Genomic DNA, 19,027 nt, shown 5'->3' with positions numbered 1-19,027 from the left:
CCCCGAACACCGGACGCACGATGACCGATCTCGCCAAGGAAATCATTCCCGTCAACCTGGAAGACGAGATGCGCCGAAGCTACCTCGATTACGCCATGAGCGTGATTGTGGGGCGCGCGCTTCCGGACGTGCGGGATGGCCTGAAGCCGGTGCATCGGCGCGTGCTGTTCGCAATGAATGAACTTGGCGCGCACAGCAACAAGCCGTACTACAAGTCGGCGCGCATCGTCGGTGACGTGATCGGTAAATACCACCCGCACGGCGACCAGTCGGTCTATGACACGCTGGTGCGCATGGCGCAGCCGTTCTCGCTGCGCTGCCTGCTGGTGGACGGGCAGGGCAACTTCGGTTCGGTCGATGGCGACAGCGCTGCGGCGATGCGCTACACCGAAGCGCGCATGTCGCGGCTCAGCCACGAGCTGATGGCCGACATCGACAAGGACACCGTCGATTTCCAGCCGAACTACGACGAGAAGGAACTGGAACCCACGGTCATGCCGACCCGGTTCCCGAACCTGCTGGTCAATGGTTCCGCCGGCATCGCGGTGGGCATGGCGACCAACATCCCGCCGCACAACCTTGGCGAAGTGGTCGATGCGCTGCTGGCGCTGATCGACGATCCGGCCATCGACATCGATGGCTTGATGGAACACATCCCCGGCCCGGACTTCCCCACTGCCGGCATCATCAACGGCGTGGGCGGCATCCAGCTTGCCTACCGCACCGGCAAGGGCCGCGTGCGCATGCGCGCGCGTGCCGAAGTGGAGGTGGCCGACAACGGTCGCGAGTCCATCATCGTCACCGAGATTCCGTACCAGGTGAACAAGGCGCGGCTGATCGAAAAGATCGCCGAGCTTGTGAAGGAAAAGAAGCTGGAAGGCATCAGCGAATTGCGCGATGAGTCCGACAAGGACGGCATGCGCATCTACATCGAGGTCAAGCGCGGCGAATCCGCCGAAGTGGTGCTGAACAACCTCTATGCGCAGACCCAGATGGAGTCGGTGTTCGGCATCAACATGGTGGCGCTGGTCGATGGCCGCCCGCAGCTGCTGAACCTCAAGCAGATCCTCGAAGCCTTCGTCCGCCATCGCCGTGAGGTGGTCACGCGCAGGACGATCTTCGAGCTGCGCAAGGCGCGCAACCGCGCCCACATCCTCGAAGGCCTGACCGTTGCGCTCGCCAACATCGACGAGATGATCGAGCTCATCAAGACCTCGGAAAACCCTGCCGTGGCGAAGGAGCGCATGCTCGCCCGCCTGTGGCAGCCGGGGCTGGTCGGCAGCCTGCTGGCCGCTGCCGGTGCGGAAGCCTCGCGCCCCGAAGACCTGCCGGGTGGCGTGGGCCTGCTGGACGGCGGCTACCAGCTGACCGAGACGCAGGCCCAGCAGATCCTTGAAATGCGCCTGCACCGCCTGACCGGGCTGGAGCAGGAAAAGCTGACCGAGGAATACCGCCAGTTGCTGGAGGAAATCGCCGGGCTGATCCGCATCCTCGAGAACCCCGATGTGCTGCTGGACGTGATCCGCACCGAGTTGCGCGATCTCAAGGCCGAGTTCAACGATGCGCGCCGCAGTGAAATCCGCGCCAGCGAGGAAGACCTCGACATCCTCGACCTGATCGCGCCGGAAGACGTGGTGGTCACGCTGTCGCACGCCGGTTACGCCAAGCGCCAGCCGGCCACGGCCTATCGCGCGCAGAAGCGCGGCGGCAAGGGCCGCAATGCGGCATCGACCAAGGACGAGGATTTCATCGATCAGCTGTGGCTGGTCAACACGCACGACACCTTGCTGACCTTCACCAGCCGTGGCCGCGTGTTCTGGCTGCCGGTTCATCAGTTGCCGGATGCCGGCCCGAATGCGCGCGGTCGCCCGATCATCAACTGGATTTCGCTGGAAGAAGGCGAAAAGGTGCAGGCGGTGCTGCCGGTGCGCGAGTACGAGGAAGGCAAGTACGTGTTCTTTGCCACCGCTGCCGGCACGGTGAAGAAGACCGCGCTGACCGAGTTCGCGTTCAAGCTGGCGCGCGGCAAGATCGCGATCAATCTTGACGATGGCGATGCATTGGTCGGTGCCGCGCTGACCGATGGCGAACGCGACATCATGCTGTTCGCCAGCAACGGCAAGGCAGTGCGCTTCGACGAAGGCAGCGTGCGCTCGATGGGCCGCACCGCCACCGGCGTGCGCGGCATGAAGCTGGCGCAGGGCGAGGAAGTGCGCAGCCTGATCGTGGTCGAAGGCGAGGGCGATGTGCTGACCGCCAGCGAGCGCGGTTTCGGCAAGCGCACCGGCATCGACGAGTTCCCGAAGAAGGGCCGTGGCACGCAGGGCGTGATCGCGCTCAAGACCACCGAGCGCAATGGCCAGCTGGTCGGCGCGATCCAGTTGTCCGACCACCACGACGTGCTGCTGATTTCCGATGGCGGCACGCTGGTGCGCACCCGCGCTGCGGAAATCGCGCAGGTGGGCCGCAACACGCAAGGCGTCACCCTGATGCGGCTGGCTGCCGACGAGAGTCTGCAGGCCATCGAACGGCTGGATGCTTCGCTGGACGAGGATGCGGAAGGCGTCGAGGTACCCAGCGAAAACAGCGGGGAAACCGTGCCACCGCCGGCACTCTGACCGCAGTCGTGTTGAATGAAAAGCCCGGCCTTGTGCCGGGCTTTTTCGTCATGCAGTGCCGCAACTGCCGGCATGAACTGCGGCCTATACTCATGGCCCCTGTTCTGGTCTGGAGCCGACATGCCTGTTCGCATGGCGATGAGCAAGCGCGTGATGCGCATCGTGCCCACGGCATTGCTGGCGTTCGCGTTGGTGGCCGGGATCGGGGGCTGCAAGCGCGACACCGACGGCCAGTTGCCGCAGGCCAGCGGCGAGGCGATCCAGGCCAAGCGCGCGGAAGTGCAGGGCTTCGGCGTGGTGCGCGCATGGCCCGACCAGCAGCGCGACGGCTTGGCGGTGGCGGTGGAGTTCTCGCGTCCGCTGGTGGGCACGCAGGACTTCGACAAGCTGCTGACCTTCGAGCCCGCCGCTGCAGGCAGCGAGAGCAGCTGGACGCTGGATGACATGGGCAAGATTTTGCGCTTCCCGCATGCCGAGCCGAACAAGTCCTACACCCTGCGCATTTCCGGTGCGATTACCGCTGCTGATGGCAGCACGCTGGGCCGCGATGTCGAGATGAAGGTGTTCACCGGCGAACTGGAACCGGCGGTGGGCTTTGCCTCGCAGGGCAGCGTGATCCCGGCCCGGGATTCGCGCGGCCTGCCGGTGGTGTCGGTGAATGTCGATGAGGTCGATGTGGAGTTTTTGCGCGTGCGCGAATCCTCGCTGCCGCGCTTCTTCGCCGAGTTCCAGCGCGCCGGCAAGCGCGGCAGTTGGGAGCTCGACCCGTCGTGGTATGACGAGGACGAAGAGGACAGCCGCCCGCCGATCTCGAAGCTGGCCGAGCCGGTCTATGTCAACCGCTTCGTGCTGGGCGGCGAGCGCAACGAGCGCGTGCTGACCTACCTGCCGGTGCAGGACATCGCCGAACTGCAACAGCCGGGCCTGTACTTCGCGGTGATGAAGCGCGCCGGCAGCTTCCGCGATGACTATCAGACCGCGTTCTTCACCGTCAGCGACATCGGCCTGCATGCGCGCGCGTACAAGGACAAGCTGTTCGTCCACACCGCATCGCTGGAAAGCGGCAGCGCGCTGCCCAAGGTCGAGCTGAAGGTGCTGGACAAGCGCGGTGAGCCGGTGTTCAAGGCGCAGACCGACGGCAACGGCAACGCATTGCTGGATTACACGCTGGACGCAGCGCATGTGCTGGTGGCCGCGCGTGGCGATGACGTGTCGATGCTGCCGTTCAACCAGCCTGCGCTGGACCTGTCCGAGTTCGCGGTGGCCGGGCGTGAGCAGGCGTGGTTCGACGTGTTCGCGTGGTCGGGGCGTGACCTGTACCGTCCGGGCGAGACCGTGCGCGTGTCCGCATTGCTGCGAGATGCCGATGGCAAGCCTGTAACCGCGAAGGACGGCAAGGCGCAAAGCCTGTTCGTGCGCCTGAAGCAGCCGGACGGCAAGACCTTCACCGAATCGCGCATCCAGCCTGCTGCGTCGGGTTATTTCCGCTTCGAGCAACTGATTCCGGTGGAAGCACCGACCGGGCGCTGGCTGGTGGAGTTTCGCACCGATCCCGCCAGCAAGGAGGCCGTGCAGGGCATGGCCCTGCGCATCGAGGAGTTCCTGCCCGAGCGCATGAAGCTGGACCTCGATGCCGCGGGCGATGTGCTGCGCACAGGCCAGCCGCTGAAATTGCAGGCGCAGGGTGCCTATCTGTACGGCGCGCCGGCATCGAACAACCGCTTTACCGCCAAGCTGGCGGTGCGCGTTGACCAGCATCCGCTGGAACAGGCAAAGGGATATTTCTTCGGCGATCCCACTGTCACCCTGCCAAAGGATGCGAAGGACGTGGTCGATGCCACGCTGGACGCGCAGGGCCACCTGCAGCAGGACATCGCGTTGCCGCAGGAAGTGAAGGGCGACACGCCGGTCCGGGTCATCGTTGCCGGCAGCCTGTACGAATCCGGCGGGCGCAGCGTCAATCGCAGTCTTGAACGCACGCTGTGGCCGGCGGATGCGCTGGTCGGCGTGCGCCCCTTGTTCGACGACAAGGACGGCGCTGATGCCAACGCCAATATCGGCTTCGAACTGATGCGCTTTGGCAGCGACGGCAAACCGAGGCCGGCAAAAGGCCTGCAGGTCACGCTGGTGCGCGAGCATCGCGATTACCACTGGACGCATGACGAGGACGGCGGCTGGGATTACGACTTCACCCGCCGCTTCGAAAAGGTGGAAACGCGCACCGTCGATGCCGGCGCAACCGCGCTGCGCTTCGACTTCCCGGTGGAGTGGGGCGAATACCGCGTGGATGTGTTCGATCCAGCGACCAAATTGACGATGCGCTATCCGTTCCGCGCCGGCTGGAGCTGGAACGACAACAACCGTGGTCTGGACGCGCGCCCCGACAAGGTCAAGCTGGCGCTGGACAAGACTGCGTACAAGAACGGTGACACGCTCAAGGCCACGTTGACCCCGCCGCATCCGGGCAAGGGTCTGGTGATGGTGGAAAGCGACCGCATGCTGTTCGTGCAATCCATCGATGTGAAGCCGGGCACCGTGGTCGAAATCCCGGTGACCAGGGACTGGGAACGCCATGATGTGTATGTGACCGCGCTGGTGTTCCGTGGCGGCAGTGCGCGCAGCAAGATCACCCCGGCGCGTGCGGTGGGCGTGTCCTTCGTGCCGATGGATCGCAGTGATCGCAGCGTGGCGGTTGGCCTTGCGGTGAAGAAGCAGGTGCGGCCCAGCCAACCCTTGCAGGTGACCGTCAGTGCGCCCGCACTGGCCGGCAAGCAGGCGTATGCCACGGTGTCGGCGGTGGATGTCGGCATCCTCAACATCACCCGTTTCCCGGTGCCGGATGCAGGCAAGCACTTCTTCGCGCAGCGCAGGTTGGCGGTCGATGCCTACGACCTGTACGGGCGCGTGATCGAAAGTTTTGACGGCGGCACCGCGAAGCAGCGCTTCGGTGGCGACATGGCGCTGGCCGCGCTGCCGCAGGCGCGCAGGCCAACCGCGCGGGTGCAGACCGTGGATCTGTTCGCGGGGCCGGTGAAGCTGGATGCGAAGGGCAATGCAGTGGTCGCGCTGAACGTGCCGGATTTCAACGGCACGTTGCGGGTGTCCGCGCTGGTATTCGCCGATGCGCATTACGGCAAGCGCGATGCCGAAGTGGTGGTGCGTGCGCCGATCGTGGCCGAGGCCGGCATGCCGCGCGTGATGGCACCCGGCGACCGCAGCATGGTGACGCTGGACATCACCAACTTCACCGGCAAGGCCGGCGAGTTCAAGGTGAAGGTGGAGGGCATCGGCCCGCTGTCCATCGCCGATGGTGCGCGCAGCGTGAAGCTGGCCAGTGAAGGCAAGACCACGCTCGGCTTCCCGCTCAGCGCAAGCGAAGGTCATACCGTCGCGCAGGTGCGCGTGCAGGTGGATGGCAACGGCTTCAAGGTGGATCGCCGTCATGACCTGCCGGTGCGCCCGGCGTGGCCGCAGGTGTTGCGCTCGCGCACGCAGGTGCTGGGCGCTGGCGCGGCGGCAACGCTGGATGCCGGCTTCGCCGAAGGCCTGATGCCGGGCTCGGTCAATGCACGCATGCTGGTCAGTGCGCTGCCGCCGATCCCGTTCGCGGCGGCGCTGAAGGGCGCGCTGGATTACCCGTATGGCTGTGCCGAGCAGACCACCAGCAAGGGCTATGCCGCGCTGGAACTGGATGCCGACACGGCGAAGCTGTTCGGCATCAGTGGGTTGGATGCGGACAAGCGACGCGCACGCATGGATGGTGCATTCGCGCGGCTGGCCTCGATGCAGGTCGAGTCTGGCCACTTCTCGATGTGGGGCAATGACGATTACGTTGACCCGGCGCTGACGCCCTACATCGTCGAGTTCCTGCTGGACGCGCGCGAGGGTGGCTTCGCCATTCCCGAGGCGGTGTTGCAGAAGGCCTTGCTGCGATTGAGTGAAGACCTGCTGTCCGGCGGCCACGAGTTCTACGGGCGCAGCCAGCGTTCGCACCTCAAGTTCGCCTATCAGGCACATGCCGGCTACGTGCTGGCGCGGGTCAACCGCGCGCCGCTGGGTACGCTGCGTGCGCTGCACGACAACCAGCGCAAGCAGAGCCTGAGCGCGCTGCCGCTGGTGCATATCGGTCTGGCGCTGGCAATGCAGGGCGACAAGGCGCGCGGGCAGAAGGCAATCGCCGAGGGCTTTGCATTCAAGGGCGACCGTCCGGGTTATCTGGGTGATTACGGCAGTCCGCTGCGCGATGCCGCGCTGATGGTCGCGCTGACCCACGAACGCGGTTACGCCAGGCCGGCGTTCGACGCGCGGGTGGTGGAACTGGGGCGCGAACTGGATGCGCGCCGTCGCGCGCGCTGGTTCTGGTTGAGCACGCAGGAGCAGATCGCGCTGGCGCGTCTGGGCAAGGCATTGATGGCCGACCAGAAGAAGCAGGTGTCAGGCAGCTTCGCCATCGGTGACGCGAAGGAGGCCATTGACGCGCGGCGCATGTTCGGGCGCAGCTTCGACTTCACCCAGCTTGCAAAGGGCGTGCGCTTCGCGCCGGAAGGCGAGGCACCGTTCTACGCCAGTTTCGAAGTGGCCGGCGTGCCACGCAGCGCGCCCGAGCCGGATGCCAGCCTCATCAAGGTGGAGCGCGCGCTGTACGGCACCGACGGCAAGCCGTGGACGCCGCGTGCGCTGAAGGAAGGCGAGGCGCTGATCGTGCGCGTGTCGATCACTGCTGACCGCGACATGCCCGATGCGCTGCTCACCGACCTGCTGCCGGCGGGGCTGGAGATCGAGAACTTCAATCTTGGCGATGGCAGGCAATGGGCCGAGGTGGTGGTCGATGGCATCAGCCTCGGCGAGCGTTCCAGCGCCGCCGAAGTGCGCCACGAGGAGTTCCGCGATGACCGCTTCGTTGCCGCACTGAAACTGGATGCTGGTGACACCGCCCGCGTGTTCTATCTGGTGCGCGCGGTATCGCCCGGCACCTACACCGCACCGCCGCCGCTGGTGGAGGACATGTACCGCCCCGACCTGCGTGGCGTGGGCCGGTCGGTGCCGGCCAGCATCACGGTGGTGCAGCCGTGAGGCGTTCGCAGCCTCGAAATGCGCTTGTCATCCCGGCGAAAGCCGGGATCCAGCCTTTCGACCTTTCAGTGATTCAAGCAATAGCTGGATCCCGGCTTTCGCCGGGATGACGATTTCGGCGCAACAGGCTCCCGGAAGCTTCGCGGGAATGACGAGCAAGTACAAACGCCTGCTCACCTGGCTGCGCTGGGGCACCGTAGCGTTGCTTTCAACGCTGCTGTTGCTGCATCTGCTGTTTCCGCTGCCGTTGCCGAAGAGGCGCGACATCAGCGTGCTTGTCACCGCGCGCGACGGCAGCCCGCTGCGCGCATTCGCCGATGCCGAAGGCGTGTGGCGTTATCCAACCGTGCCGGAACAGGTGTCGCCGCTGTATCTGCAAGCACTGCTGGGCTACGAAGACCGCTGGTTCTGGCGGCATCCCGGCGTCAATCCGGTGGCACTGCTGCGTGCCGGCGGGCAGATGCTGGGCAATCGGCGCATCGTCTCCGGTGGCTCCACCCTGACCATGCAGGTGGCGCGCATCATCGATCCCGGCCTGCGTGGTTCACGTACGCGCACGCTGCCGGGCAAGCTGCGGCAGGTGCTGCGCGCGTTGCAACTGGAACTGCGCCTGTCCAAGCGCGAGATCCTCGCGCTTTATCTTGAGCGCGCGCCGTTCGGCGGCACCATCGAAGGCGTGGAAGCGGCAAGCTGGGCCTATCTCGGCAAGCCCGCGTCGAAGCTGTCGCATGCCGAAGCCGCCTTGCTCGCGGTGTTGCCGCAGGCACCCAGCCGGCTGCGCCCGGATCGCAACCCGGAAGCCGCGCAGGCCGCACGTGACAAGCTGCTGGCGCGCATGGCAGAGCGCGGCGTGTGGACACAGGCGCAGGTCGATGACGCCAAAATCGAAACCGTGGTCGCACGCACGCTGCGCCCGCCAATGTCCGCCGCCTTGCTGGCCCAGCGCCTGCGCACTGCGCATCCGCGCGCATCAAGCATCACCTCCACGCTTGATCCGGCCCTGCAACGCACGCTGGAGGAGCGCGTCGCCCGCTATTTCTCCGACCTGCCGCCGCACACCTCGGCGGCGCTGCTGGTGATCGACAACGCCAGCATGGAAGCGCGCGCCTACATTGGCTCGGTGGCCTTCGGCGACAAGCAGCGGCAGGGCCATGTGGACATGGTGCAGGCGTGGCGCTCGCCCGGTTCCACGCTCAAGCCGTTCCTGTACGGCATGGCGCTGGACGACGGCCTGATCCATTCCGAAAGCCTGCTGATGGATGCGCCGCAGTCCTTTGGCAGCTATCGGCCTTCCAATTTCGATACCGCTTTCAATGGCCCGGTGGGCGCGGCCAGCGCGCTGCGGCTGTCGCTCAATGTGCCGGCGGTTGATCTGCTGGATCGGATCAAACCGGCACGCTTCGCCGCGCGTTTGGCGCATGGCGGCATCGATCTGCGCTTCCCGCATGGCGCGCAGCCCAATCTGTCGTTGATCCTCGGCGGCACCGGTGCGCGGCTGGAGGATCTGGTTGGCGCATTCGCGGCACTGCATCGCGACGGTATCGCCGCCCGCGTGCGCTACACGCCGGAGGATCCGCGCATCGAACGCCGCCTGCTGTCGCCCGGTGCAGCGTGGATCGTGCGCGACATCCTTGCGTCCAGTCCGCGACCCGGCGAGGTGCAGGAATTGTTCGATACCGCCCGCCGTCCACGTATGGCGTGGAAGACCGGCACCAGCTACGGCTTCCGCGATGCATGGGCGATTGGCGGCACGCGCAGCCACACCATTGGCGTGTGGGTGGGGCGTCCCGATGGCACGCCATTGCCCGGCCAGTACGGCGCGATCACCGCGCTGCCACTGTTGTTCGAAGTGGCGGACAGCCTGCCGCGCGGCGCGGTGGATGCCGTGCCGCCACCGAAGCCGGCCAGCGTCAGTCAGGCCGATGTCTGCTGGCCTTCCGGAATCGCGGCGGATGCGCAGCCAGCAGCGTTGTGCAAAAAGCGGATGCCTGCATGGAGTCTTGATGGCGCGGTCCCGCCCACCTTCGCCGAGCGCGATGCACGGCTGTGGAACCCCGGCATCGAACGTATCCGCGTGGATGCAAGCACCGGCTTGCGGCTGTCGGCGGATTGCAGCCTGCCGCACGAAGCGCGCGACATGCAGATCGCACGCTGGCCGGCACTGGCTTCGCCGTGGCTGCCGGCCGCATGGCGCGAAGCCGCGCGTCTGCCCGCGCTTGCGCGCGACTGCGTGGACGATGGCCGCGATGCCGGCCAACCACTGCGCATCGATGGCCTGCACGATGGCGCAAGCCTTGCACGCCCGCCGGGCGCTGCGGGCGGCATCAAACTTTCATTGCGTGCGCTTGGTGCCGAAACGCAAGTGCAATGGTTGCTGGACGGCCGCTGGATCGGCGAAACCCGAGGCAGCGGCACCTTGACCCACGAATTCGCCACGCCGGGCATGCACACGCTGACTGCGCTGGCTGATACCGGCGCATGGGATGCAGTGCGGTTCCGGGTGATTGCGCCGTAGGCGCGCTCAGCGCAACAGGTTGATGCGTGGATTCATTGGTTGCATGTGACGAAATAGGGCGCACCGGCCTTGGGGTCGATCAATTGTTTTTCGACCTGTATGGGTGATGTGCCCTCCGGGATTTTCAGATGCGGAAGATCCCGAGAAAACTCATCGCGAAACCCTGCGTAGACATCTGCGGTCGCTTCCGGGCAGTCCGGATTCCGCGAGTAGCCATAGAGTACGAAGCTGCCGATATAGACGTGTTTTCCCTTTTCGACTTCAAAAGGGATGTTCACGAGGTTTTTGTTGTAGATGATGTCCGTCGCCAACCCATAGATGCGGTAGCGCCCGGGTTTCAGACACATGGTGAAGGTGCTGATGCCAGGTAGGAAGTCGTCATGTGCCTTGCCGTCCGCATAACCGAAATATGCCGACCGGCGCAGGTGCTCGGTGTTCTCTTCGGAAACGAAGTAGATGGAGGCTTGCCTGTTGCCGGGAATGGCATCCCCGATGCTCCCGGAAATGCAGCCACCGCCTTTCTCGATGGATGACTTGTTGCTGGAATATACGGGGCCATATGACGTGACGCTTCCTGCTGCCACGGAAAGTGGCAGCAAGCACATGGCAATGAGACCGCACGCGATGGACTTCATGTTTGCTCGCCTTGTGTGACAGCGAAGAGTCTGTGCGTCCATCAGCCGATTTCGGCCAGCATGTGCTCCGCCGAGGACACCCGGAACTCGCCCGGCGCTTCCACGAAGACATGACGCACCACGCCGTCTTCGGCATACAGCGCGAAGCGCTTGCAGCGCGTGCCCATGCCGAAGCCGCTGGCGTCCATCGCCATGCCCAGTGCGCGGGTGAAGTCGGCATTGCCGTCGGCCAGCATGCGCAGGCCCGCCGGGACCGACTGGCTTTCGGCCCATGCCTGCATCACGAACGGGTCGTTGACCGCCATGCAGGCAACGTCGATGCCGCGTTCGCGGAAGCTGTCGAAGTGTTGGACGAAGCTTGGCAGGTGGCGCTCCGAGCAGGTGGGCGTGAACGCACCCGGCACCGCGAACAGCAGCATCTTCTTGCCATCGAACAGGGTGAGGCTGTCGATCTTGTGTACGCCGCCGGCGTCGATGTATTGCAGGATCGCCTCGGGGATGCGGTCACCGGGTTGAATCGACATCGGACGCGCCTCATTTCAGTGGGGATGACGGCAGTCTAATCGCAGACGGTACGATGCATCATTCGAATCGCTCCACGGGCCGTGGAGCGCGGAGGCAAGATGGAGTTCAAGGATTACTACGGCATCCTCGGTGTCGAACCCGGTGCGGGCGATGCCGAAATCAAGACCGCGTACCGGCGGCTGGCGCGCAAGTACCACCCGGACGTGAGCAAGGAAAAGGGTGCCGAGGAAAAGTTCAAGGCGGTCAACGAAGCCTACGAGGCGCTGCGCGACCCCGACCGGCGCAAGGCCTATGACCAGTTGCGCGCGGGTGGCTACAGGCCCGGTGACGAGGTGCGTCCGCCAACAGGTGGATTCGGGCGCGGGCCGGGCGGGCAGCCGGGTTTCGATTACGAGGACATCTTTGCCGGTGGCGGCGCGGGCGGCGGGTTTTCGGACTTCTTCGAAAGCCTGTTCGGTCGCGGACGCGGCGGTGGCGCGCGTGGGCCGCAGCCTTCAGGCGACACCCGCGCACGGCTGGCGGTGCAGCTTTCGACGGTGCACGACGGCGGCAGCGTGCGCATCGCCGTCAACGGACGCACACTGGAAGTGCGGGTGCCCAAGGGCATCAAGCCGGGGCAGGTGATCCGGCTGGCGAAGCAGGGCAGCAATGGCGGCGACCTGCTGCTGGAAGTCGAATACGCCGCGCATCCGCAGTTCGAGGTGGATGGCCGCAACGTGATCCATGTGCTGCCGGTTGCGCCGTGGGAAGCGGCGCTGGGCGCGACGCTTGGCGTGCCCACGCTGGGCGGCAAGGTGGAGTTGAAGATCCCGGCGGATTCCGAATCAGGCCGCAAGCTGCGCCTGCGCGGACGCGGCTTGCCCGGTGCTGGTGGCGCGCCGGCGGGTGACCAGATCGTGGAGCTGGAAGTGCTGGCACCGAAGGCGCATACCGATGCGCAGCGCGAAGCCTATGCGCGGATGCGGGATGCGTTCGGGGATGATTGGCGGCGGGGTTGATCAATATCCATTGCGTCATTCCGGCGAAAGCCGGAATCCAGCCCTTGAGAAGTAGCTGGATTCCGGCTTTCGCCGGAATGACAGCAAAGTGCATCAAGCCGCAGTCGCGCCGCCGCCGAGGTATTGCGAAATCAACTCGGACAATTCCGTCTCGCTGAACGGCTTGGTGATGTAGGCCTTCGCGCCCTGGCGCATGCCCCACACGCGGTCGGTGTCCAGATCCTTGGTGGTGACCAGGATCACCGGGATGTGCTTGGTGGTGGGTTCACGGGTGATCGCGCGCGTGGCCTGGAAGCCGTTGAGGTTCGGCATCACTACGTCCATCAGGATCAGGTCCGGGATTTCACCCTTGGCGGCTTCCACGCCGGCAGCGCCGTCTTCCGCAGTCAGTGCCTCGTGGCCCAGTTTTTCGACGATGCGGCGGATGCCCATGAGCTGGGAAGGCGAATCGTCAACGATCAGGATGCGTGCCATGTGGATCCCCGTGGTTTGCCGTCGATTGTAGCGGTCGCCGGGTGGCCCGCAAGCCGTTCAGATCGATTCCGCGAGGCGCACCACGGTTCGGCCCAGCGAACCGCCATCCAGCATCGTCCGGAACACGCCGGGCAGGCCGTCCAGCGTGGTTTCGCGGGTGCAGATCGCGTCCAGATTGTCCGGCTTCCAGTCCCCGGCCAGCCGCCGCCAGACCTCATCACGAATGTCCCGCGCGGTGCCGGCCGAAGCCACGCCCAGCAGCGACACGCCGCGAATGATGAAAGGCATCACCGTGGCAGGAAGTCCGGGCGATGCCGCCAGCCCGCAGGTCGCCACGTTGCCGTAGGGCGCGGTCTGCGCCAGCAGCGCCGCCAGCATCGGTCCGCCGACGTTGTCCAGCCCGCCGCCGAAGCGCGTGCTGTCCATCGGGCGGGTGGTGGAAAGCGCGTCGCGGCCCAGCACTTCGTGCGCGCCGAGCGACGTGAGGTAATCGGTTTGTTCCGCCTTGCCGCTGATTGCATGCACCTGAAAGCCGGCCTTGCGGAAGATGGCAATCGCCAGCGAGCCCACACCGCCGCTCGCGCCGGTGACCGCCAGCGGGCCGAGGTCGGGCGTCTGCCGGTTCTCGGTCATGCGCAGCAGGCCCAGCGCGGCGGTGAAGCCGGCGGTGCCGAGGATCATCGCCTCGCGCAGGCTCAGGCCGGCGGGCAGGGCGACCACCCACTTCGATTCCAGTCGCGCGTATTCCGCATAGCCGCCGTCGCGGGTTTCCGACAGGCCGCTGCCGGTGACCAGTACCGCGTCGCCTTCCTTGAACTTGGGATCGGTCGATGCCACCACATGGCCGGCCACGTCGATGCCGCCAACCAGCGGGAACCTGCGCAGGATTTTCCCTTCACCGGTGCCGGCCAGCGCATCCTTGTAGTTGACCGAGGAATACGCGGTCTTGATGACGACTTCGCCGGGGTTGAGGTCATCCAGCGAAACCGTTTCGATGCCGGCGCGATAGCCTGCATCATCGTTGTGGATGCGGAAGGCGCGGAAGTTCGCCGGGACGCTCATGCATCCTCCGGGGTCAGTTGCAACTGGCTGCGACGCTTTTCATCCAGCCACTTGTCTGCCTGTGCGGGTTGGTAGCCGTGCATCCATGCCAGCAGCGCGTCGATGTCGCTGCCGTGCCACATGTCGTGGCGTTGTTCCGGGTGCAGGAAGCGTTCGGCCACCATCGTGTCCAGCATCGCCATCAGCGGTTGCCAGAAGCCGTTGGCTTCCAGGAAGGCGCAGGGCTTCTTGCCGAGGCCAAGTTGCCGCCACGTCAGCATCTCGAAGATTTCCTCCAGCGTGCCGAAGCCGCCGGGCAGGGCGATGAAGCCGTCGGACAACTCGAACATGCGCGCCTTGCGTGCGTGCATGGAATCGACGATTTCCAGCCGCGTGACGCCCTTGTGCGCGACTTCCCAATCGACCAGTTGCTGCGGGATCACGCCGATGACTTCGCCGCCGTGTTCCAGCACGCTGTCTGCCACGATGCCCATCAGGCCGACGTTGCCGCCGCCATAGATCAGCCGTATGCCGTCATCGGCCAACCGCTTGCCCAGCGCGCGGGCGAGGGCAGCATAGGCCGGGTTGATGCCGGGGTTGGAGCCGCAATAGACGCAGATGGATTTCATGGCAACAATTTTAGTGGGCCTGTTGCAGTAGCGGAGTGGTAAGACTAAAGTTGGAAAGTCTTACTTTGAGTTCATTTCATGGAAACCACAAAGTTGTCCACCAAGGGGCAGGTCGTACTGCCCAAAGCCATGCGCGACGCCATGCACTGGGAACCGGGGCAGGAATTGCAGGTGCTCAATGCCGGAGGCTATTTGATCGTCAAGAAGGTGCAGGCAACCAAGCAGGCTGACTGGAGCGATATCGTGGGTAGTCTTTCCAGATACCGCAAGGGCAAGCCGATGACGGATGAGGAAATGCACGAGGTCGTGCGCAAGTGCGCCGTCGAACGCTATGAGCGGAGCCTGAAGAAATGATTGCGGTGGATGCCAATGTATTGGTGCGGATCGTGATCAATGACGACCCGGATCAGGTCGCCGCAAGTCTGCGCGTGCTTCACGGTGGTGATTCGATATTGCTGCTCAACTCGGTATTGCAGGAAGTGGTTTGGGTACTGGAATCCAAATACCAGATTCCGCGCGAGGAAGTGGCCGACGTGGTGGAAGCTATCCTGCTGATGCCACCTGTTGTGCCTGAAACTGCGCACACACCAGAAACCGTGGCGTGGTATCGCAACGGAATGGATTTTGCCGATGCCGTCCATCTGGCCGGTGCTGCCTCGCGTTGCGAAAAACTGGCGACGTTCGATGCGAGTTTTATCCGCAAGGCGAAGGGTAGGGCTACATGCCAGGTGTTTAAGCCGGTTTGATGGCAAGAATTGTCGATCCTCCACTTTCCGATTTGGATCACTCCGCCATTGAATGCGCTAATTATGGCGCGATGCGAACGAAAACGGCGCACCGAGGTGCGCCGTTTCGTGAGCCTTGCATCGTAGATACCGAGCTCGCTCGGCACGAAGGCATGCGGAGCAAGCTCCGCATCTACGGTTGAAAGGCGTGCGTCAGTTCGCCTTGTGGATCGACCGCTTGTGTACTGCCATCGCCGCATCATGCACCGCTTCACTCAGCGAGGGATGCGCATGGCAGATGCGTGCTAGGTCGTCGGCGCTGCCCTTGAACTCCATCGCCAGCACGCCTTCGTGTACCAGTTCGGACACGTTCGCACCGACCAGATGCATGCCGAGGATGGTGTCGGTTTCGGCATGCGCCAGCACCTTCACGAAGCCGGCCGGTTCGGCCATCGCCACCGCGCGGCCCACGGCGGCGAACGGGAAGCTGCCGGCCTTGTACGGGATGCCTTCGGCCTTCAGCTGTTCCTCGGTCTTGCCGACCCATGCGATTTCCGGCTCGGTGTAGATCACCCACGGAATGGTGTCGAAATTGACGTGGCCTGGCAGGCCGGCGATCAGTTCGGCCACCGCGATGCCTTCCTCGAAACCCTTGTGCGCCAGCATCGGGCCGCGCACGCAGTCGCCGACGGCCCACACGCCATCCACGCCGGTGTGGCAATGCTCGTCCACCACGATCTGCCCACGTTCGTTGAGCTGCACGCCGGTGCCTTCGGCCAGCAGGCCCTTGGTGGCGGCGCGGCGGCCCACGGCCACCAGCAGCTTGTCCACCACGATTTCCTGCGCCGCGCCCTTGTCGTCGGTGTAGGCGACATGCACGCCATCTTTCTTCACTTCGGTGCCGCTGACCTTGCAACCCAGCTTGATGTCCAGGCCCTGCTTCTTGAACTCGCGGGCGGCGACCTTGCTCACTTCCTTGTCGGCGGCGGCAAGGAAGTCCGGCATGCCTTCAAGGATGGTCACTTCCGCGCCGAGGCGCTTCCACACGCTACCCAGCTCCAGGCCGATCACGCCCGCGCCGATCACGCCAAGGCGCTTGGGCACCTTGTCCAGGTCGAGCGCGCCGACGTTGTCGATGATGTGTTCGCCGAACTTCGCAAATGGCAGTTCGATGGAGTCGGAGCCGGCGGCGAGGATGACGTTGGTGCCTTTCAATTCCACTTCGGAACCGTCGTGTTGCTTCACCTTCACGATGTTGCCCGGCTGCAACTGGGCGAAGCCGTAGAACGGCGTCACCTTGTTGGCCTTGAACAGCGCGGCGATGCCGCCGGTGAACTGCTTCACGATGCCGTCCTTGCGGGCGATCATCTTGGCGACGTCGATCTTCGGCTTGTCGAAGCTGATGCCGTGCTGGTCGAAGATGTGGCCCATGTTCCAGAACTGGCGGCTGGAATCCAGCAACGCCTTGGACGGGATGCAGCCCACGCGCAGGCAGGTGCCACCCAGCGCAGGCTTGCCGTCCTTGCCCAGTGCGGCGTCGATGCAGGCGGTGTTCAGGCCAAGCTGCGCGGCGCGGATGGCGGCGTGGTAGCCAGCCGGGCCGGCACCGATGACGACGACGTCGAAGTTCTGTTGTTCGCTCATGTGCATTTCCTGCTTTCTCCCTCTCCCGCTGGCGGGAGAAGGTGCCCGAAGGGCGGATGAGGGTACGGCGGGCGGGAATGCGGCGAAACCGAACCCTCACCCCAACCCCTCTCCCGTTGGGAGAGGGGGAGAAGGGCATCACATGCCCAGCAGCATCCGGTGCGGATTTTCCAGCTGGTTCTTGATGTCCACCAGGAACAGCACCGCGTCCTTGCCGTCGATGATGCGGTGGTCATAGGACAGCGCGATGTACATCATCGGCGCGGCGATGACCTGGCCGTTCTCCACGATGGCGCGTTCCTTGATCGCATGCATGCCGAGGATCGCGCTCTGCGGCGGGTTCACGATCGGCGTGGACATCAGCGAGCCGAAGGTGCCGCCGTTGGTGATGGTGAAGGTGCCGCCCTGCAGGTCTTCAAGGCCCAGCTTGCCGTCGCGTGCCTTCTTGGCGTAGTCGGCGATGCCTGCCTCGATGTCGGCAAAGCTCATGCGCTCGACGTTGCGCAGCACCGGAGTGACCAGACCCTTGTCGGTGGAGACCGCCACGCTGATGTCGGCGTAGCCGTGATAGATGATGTCGCTGCCATCAACCGATGCGTTGATGACCGGGTACTTCTGCAGGGCATTGGCGGCAGCCTTGGCGAAGAAGCTCATGAAGCCCAGCTTGATGCCGTTGGCCTTCTCGAAGGCTTCGCCCAGTTCCTTGCGCATTGCCATCACCTTGCCCAGGTTGACCTCGTTGAACGAGGTCAGCATGGCGATGGAGTTCTTCGACTGCATCAGGCGCTCGGCGATACGGGCGCGCATGCGGGTCATCGGCACGCGCTCTTCCGGGCGGGCGCCACCGGCCACGCCTGCGGTCTTGCCGCTGGCGTAGTTGACGATGTCTTCCTTGGTCACCATGCCGCGACGGCCGGTGCCGGCCACGTCGGCAGGATTCACACCGCTGGTGGCGGCAGCGAAGCGCGCGCCCGGCGGCAGCTCACCGCTGACCGGAGCCGGCGTGGTGCTTGCAGGTGCTGCGGCTTGAAGCTTCGCGGCTTCGGCCTTGGGCTGGACTTCCTGCGGGCCTGCGGCGGGCTGCGCCGGCGCTGCCACCGCGACCGCACCTTCCTCGATCACCGCGATCACCTGCTGGCTGGTGACGGTGCTGCCTTCGGCGAACTTGATTTCCTTCAGCACGCCATCGACCGGCGAGGGGACTTCCAGCACGACCTTGTCGGTTTCAAGATCAAGCAGGTTCTCGTCGCGCTTGACGGCATCGCCGGCCTTCTTGTGCCAGCTTGCGATGGTGGCGTCGGAAACGGATTCGGGGAGAACCGGAACTTTGACTTCGGTGGCCATGCGGGCGTCCTGTCGGTAATGCGTTAGGGGGTTGCGTTCGAGGTTATTCGATCATTCGGGGCTGATTTCGCCGCCCAGCGGGTTCACCAGCGCGTCGGCGACCAGCTTGAGCTGCTCGGCTATGTGGTCGGCGAAATGGCCCACGGCGGGCGAGGGCGAGCGCGCACGACCGGCGTAGTGCAGCGTCTGCTTGCCGGTCAGGCAGGCGGTCAGATGGTGCTTGATCTGATACCACGCGCCCTGGTTCTGCGGTTCTTCCTGGCACCAGATCACGTCGGTGGCCTTGGCGTACTTCTTCAGTTCGGCGGCAAGCTGCGGGCGCGGGAACGGATAGAGCTGTTCGATGCGGAGGATGGCGACATCGTCCTGTCCGCGCTTCTGCGCGTCTTCCAGCAGGTCGTAATAGACCTTGCCCGAACACAGCACCACGCGCTTGACCTTCTTGGCATCGGCAGTGGCATCGCCGATCAGGTGCTGGAACTCGCCATTGGCCAGTTCATCCAGCGTCGAGACCGCCAGCTTGTGGCGCAGCAGCGATTTGGGCGACATCACCACCAGCGGCTTGCGGGTGGTCATCTTCATCTGCCGGCGCAGCATGTGGAAGCACTGGGCGGGCGTGGTGGGCACGCAGACCAGCATGTTCTCCAGCGCGCACAGTTGCAGGAAGCGTTCCAGGCGCGCCGAGCTGTGCTCCGGGCCCTGGCCTTCATAGCCGTGCGGCAGCAGCAGGGTCAGGCCGGTGATGCGGCCCCACTTGGCTTCGCCTGCGGCGATGAACTGGTCGATGACGACCTGCGCGCCGTTGG

The 19,027-nt window shown here is 64.9% G+C and carries 13 protein-coding genes and 1 pseudogene; 6 read left to right on the top strand and 8 right to left on the bottom strand.

Translation table 11 applies throughout. From position 1 onward, the window contains the following. Positions 1-20 precede the first annotated feature (20 nt). The 3 genes from gyrA (at position 21) to pbpC (ending at position 10,206) form a co-directional block, all read left to right on the top strand. Positions 21-2,618, top strand: coding sequence for a DNA gyrase subunit A (gene gyrA, locus QM612_RS03205; protein WP_415252456.1), 2,598 nt, complete (start codon positions 21-23; stop codon positions 2,616-2,618). Between the two features lie 132 nt (positions 2,619-2,750). Then, positions 2,751-7,691, top strand: a complete 4,941-nt coding sequence (locus QM612_RS03200; protein ID WP_415252455.1) for an alpha-2-macroglobulin family protein — start codon at positions 2,751-2,753, stop codon at positions 7,689-7,691. 148 nt (positions 7,692-7,839) lie between these two features. After that, a complete protein-coding gene (gene pbpC, locus QM612_RS03195; protein WP_415252454.1) occupies positions 7,840-10,206 on the top strand; it encodes a penicillin-binding protein 1C in 2,367 nt (788 codons plus the stop codon). Between the two features lie 32 nt (positions 10,207-10,238). Here the strand turns inward: pbpC and QM612_RS03190 are convergent, their stop codons facing one another. Next, positions 10,239-10,841 carry a hypothetical protein gene (locus QM612_RS03190; protein WP_415252453.1) on the bottom strand — a complete coding sequence of 201 codons (603 nt, stop codon included), beginning with the start codon at positions 10,839-10,841 and terminating at the stop codon, positions 10,239-10,241. Positions 10,842-10,882: 41 nt separating this feature from the next. Then, positions 10,883-11,365, bottom strand: a complete 483-nt coding sequence (locus QM612_RS03185) for a peroxiredoxin (protein WP_415252452.1) — start codon at positions 11,363-11,365, stop codon at positions 10,883-10,885. 99 nt (positions 11,366-11,464) lie between these two features. On the opposite strand from QM612_RS03185, the gene QM612_RS03180 reads away from it, so the two are divergent. Next, a complete protein-coding gene (locus QM612_RS03180; RefSeq protein ID WP_415252451.1) occupies positions 11,465-12,364 on the top strand; it encodes a DnaJ C-terminal domain-containing protein in 900 nt (299 codons plus the stop codon). Between the two features lie 93 nt (positions 12,365-12,457). Here the strand turns inward: QM612_RS03180 and pilH are convergent, their stop codons facing one another. The 3 genes from pilH to QM612_RS03165 are packed head-to-tail and all read right to left on the bottom strand — an operon-like array spanning position 12,458 to position 14,508. Next, the gene (gene pilH / locus QM612_RS03175; RefSeq protein ID WP_415252450.1) at positions 12,458-12,838 is read right to left on the bottom strand and encodes a twitching motility response regulator PilH; all 381 of its coding nucleotides are present in this window, start codon (positions 12,836-12,838) and stop codon (positions 12,458-12,460) included. Positions 12,839-12,895: 57 nt separating this feature from the next. Then, the gene (locus tag QM612_RS03170) at positions 12,896-13,900 is read right to left on the bottom strand and encodes a YhdH/YhfP family quinone oxidoreductase (RefSeq protein ID WP_415252449.1); all 1,005 of its coding nucleotides are present in this window, start codon (positions 13,898-13,900) and stop codon (positions 12,896-12,898) included. Continuing rightward, positions 13,897-14,508: a TIGR00730 family Rossman fold protein gene (locus QM612_RS03165; protein WP_415252448.1), complete on the bottom strand. Its 612-nt coding sequence runs from the start codon at positions 14,506-14,508 to the stop codon at positions 13,897-13,899. Before QM612_RS03165 ends, QM612_RS03170 begins: the two co-directional genes overlap by 4 nt. 78 nt (positions 14,509-14,586) lie before the next feature. Between QM612_RS03165 and QM612_RS03160 the strand changes: the two genes are divergently transcribed. Together QM612_RS03160 and QM612_RS03155 are read left to right on the top strand one after the other, a co-directional pair. Next, complete coding sequence (locus tag QM612_RS03160) at positions 14,587-14,862, top strand: AbrB/MazE/SpoVT family DNA-binding domain-containing protein (protein ID WP_415252447.1); 276 nt, start codon at positions 14,587-14,589, stop codon at positions 14,860-14,862. Further along, positions 14,859-15,254, top strand: a complete 396-nt coding sequence (locus QM612_RS03155; RefSeq protein WP_415252446.1) for a type II toxin-antitoxin system VapC family toxin — start codon at positions 14,859-14,861, stop codon at positions 15,252-15,254. Before QM612_RS03160 ends, QM612_RS03155 begins: the two co-directional genes overlap by 4 nt. A 192-nt stretch (positions 15,255-15,446) precedes the next feature. Here the strand turns inward: QM612_RS03155 and lpdA are convergent, their stop codons facing one another. From lpdA to sucA, 3 genes and pseudogenes are all read right to left on the bottom strand, one after another. Further along, a complete protein-coding gene (lpdA, locus tag QM612_RS03150; RefSeq protein ID WP_415252445.1) occupies positions 15,447-16,877 on the bottom strand; it encodes a dihydrolipoyl dehydrogenase in 1,431 nt (476 codons plus the stop codon). 138 nt (positions 16,878-17,015) lie between these two features. Then, positions 17,016-18,221 carry a dihydrolipoyllysine-residue succinyltransferase gene (gene sucB, locus QM612_RS03145; RefSeq protein ID WP_415252444.1) on the bottom strand — a complete coding sequence of 402 codons (1,206 nt, stop codon included), beginning with the start codon at positions 18,219-18,221 and terminating at the stop codon, positions 17,016-17,018. A 51-nt stretch (positions 18,222-18,272) separates the two neighbouring features. Next, positions 18,273-19,027 (bottom strand): annotated as a pseudogene (gene sucA / locus QM612_RS03140) (2-oxoglutarate dehydrogenase E1 component); the annotation flags it as partial.

Origin of the sequence: Thermomonas sp., assembly GCF_047606765.1 — a bacterium.
Classification (GTDB): Bacteria; Pseudomonadota; Gammaproteobacteria; order Xanthomonadales; family Xanthomonadaceae; genus Thermomonas.
This window is presented reverse-complemented; position numbering and strand designations above follow the sequence as displayed.